The organism is Alkaliphilus pronyensis, assembly GCF_009017275.1.
GTDB lineage: Bacteria > Bacillota > Clostridia > Peptostreptococcales > Natronincolaceae > Alkaliphilus_C > Alkaliphilus_C pronyensis.
Genome location: NZ_WBZC01000088.1, coordinates 1 through 2129, shown reverse-complemented (window position 1 = coordinate 2129; position 2129 = coordinate 1). Strand labels below are relative to the sequence as shown.

Annotated in this window: 1 protein-coding gene; it reads right to left on the bottom strand. The window is 30.6% G+C overall.

The window, feature by feature from the left end; genetic code table 11:
* Positions 1 to 97: 97 nt before the first annotated feature.
* On the bottom strand, positions 98 to 1507 hold the full coding sequence (locus F8154_RS14765) for a hypothetical protein (RefSeq protein WP_151862382.1): 1410 nt from the start codon (positions 1505 to 1507) through the stop codon (positions 98 to 100).
* Between the last annotated feature and the right edge of the window lie 622 nt (positions 1508 to 2129).

Sequence of the window (2129 nt, the reverse complement as noted above, 5' to 3'; positions counted from 1 at the left end):
CATAAGTTACTTAACACTACCCTCTTTACACACTGTTATTATACCAGAGTAAGGGGGCATTATATATTAAGGTTACATTACATTTATTATTAATTATCTAAGGGAAAATTATAGGGTGTACATAACGGTAGCTACCAGACCCAGTGCTATAATACTCTACATCACATATTGATCTTAAGCTTGCATCCCGAACCTCTCCAAATATATCTACATCATATATTCCCTCTAAATATCTAAAGACCTTTTGTACATGACTTCTAAAGGAAGACTCACCATGATCCATAACATCCTCCCAATCGGAGTCATCAATTTCAAAGTCTCCATCTAAGACTACTTCAAAGGCATTGCTATAGCTTTCATATATTTTATAGTTAAATTTAAATGTATCACCACTATACTTAAATTCATCATAAGTCTTATTTATATACTCCTCCATTTCCACAACTAAATCGTAGGAGCTAATAAAATCGTCGCTTATAGAGAATCTTAATGTTGCTTCGTCATTTTTACTGTATATTATTTTACCATCAATATTAACATCCTCGTATATCCTATCAACCTCTGTTCTAATACGCTTTAAATACTGCATTTTAGAAGTTGGGGACCAATTATCAAATTTTTTCTTTTCGTAGTATACAAGTAAATCAACATCGTTATTATTTACGAATACCTCATATGTAAAGACCTCATTATTATAGTTCTTAAGCTTTTTATTAAGTGCATTTTCTATTTTAACACCATCAATAAGAGGACTCTTTTTATGCTCAGATAACATAAAATCAAAGTACAACATATTCCCTCTAGTATAATAGCTGGTGTATTGAGAGCCTGATTTTAAGCTTGAAGCTCTAATTATACCTTCTAGCTTTGCTTCAGGGTCATAAAAATGACGTATTGCATAATAAATGTCATCAATCCAGCCTTCTACTTCCCTTCTATCTAATTCCTTCCATTTGCTTATTTCGTTGCCAAATGAAGCATTAAGTGAATATTCATTTCTACCTAAATCAAGAAGCTGAATAGACATATTTATGTCTTTAAGTACTTTAAAGTGCTCTTTAATATATTCTTCCATTTCCTCTAAAGTTCTTATACGGGCATAGGGTAAACGACCATCCTGAAGTCTATTTATTTCTTCCTCCATTTCAGCTACCTGCTTCCTTAGAGACTCAAGCTCATAGTGCTTTTGGAAGGTTAACGGAACTGATGAGGTATCAGTATCAACATCAAAAAGACGATTTGTATTAATCCTAACCATAGCCTCATCCTCATCATATACAAAATTTATGTAAAGGGCATCCGCCAGCTCCTCTATTGGCATATAAACCTTGTCTTCAAAAACTATAGGCTCATCAGCCATTTCTAGCTTTTCTCCGTCGATCTCCACCTGTATGTTATTGAACCAAGCAGTTATATTTCTTCTATAAGAATCGGTATAACTACTGGTGGTGAAAGTAAAAATCAAAATAATTATAAATGTTGTCACTATAGATGATCTTTTCAACATCTGTCGCCCCCCTTATATTTATAAATTCTTTATTATACAAATACCTACTTTTATATTATCGTCATGTTTAGTAAAAAACTATAGGGCTTTTGCTCCTGTTTGCTTTAATTTTCAATTTTCAAATTTACTTATTACTTATTCCCTATTCCTTTCTTTTATGGTTTATCATTAAACATTTCTTTTATCTTTGCCTTTAATTTATAATTCGGTTTTATGTTCTTAATTTTTCACTTTTAACTTTTAATTTTTCATTATGTCCTCTTGTTTTCCATTTTCCATTTTCAATTTTCAACTTGGTTTTGTTGTTTACATTTTTCACTTTTAACTTTTCATTTTTCCCTATTACTTATTCCCTATTACTTATTCCCTATTACTTATTCCCTATTACTTATTCCCTATTACTTATTACTTGCTTTTATGTTTTTCCTCGGTTGTATATAAAAAAATATAATGCTATAATTATTAAGAGCAAAAACCAAAAATTAACAAATAAGTAAAAGGATGCTTTGTTATTTTGTTACATTTTAATGGAGCATAGAATAATTAATGTACAGGGGTATGTTGTAGCCCCAGAAAACCAAAATTATTATGCAAATTAAAAGGAGGCATTTATCAATGAAAA

Excerpts from the sequence above, each read along its gene's own strand:
- F8154_RS14765 (WP_151862382.1), bottom strand. The coding sequence starts at position 1,507 with ATGTTGAAAAGATCATCTATAGTGACAACATTTATAATTATTTTGATT.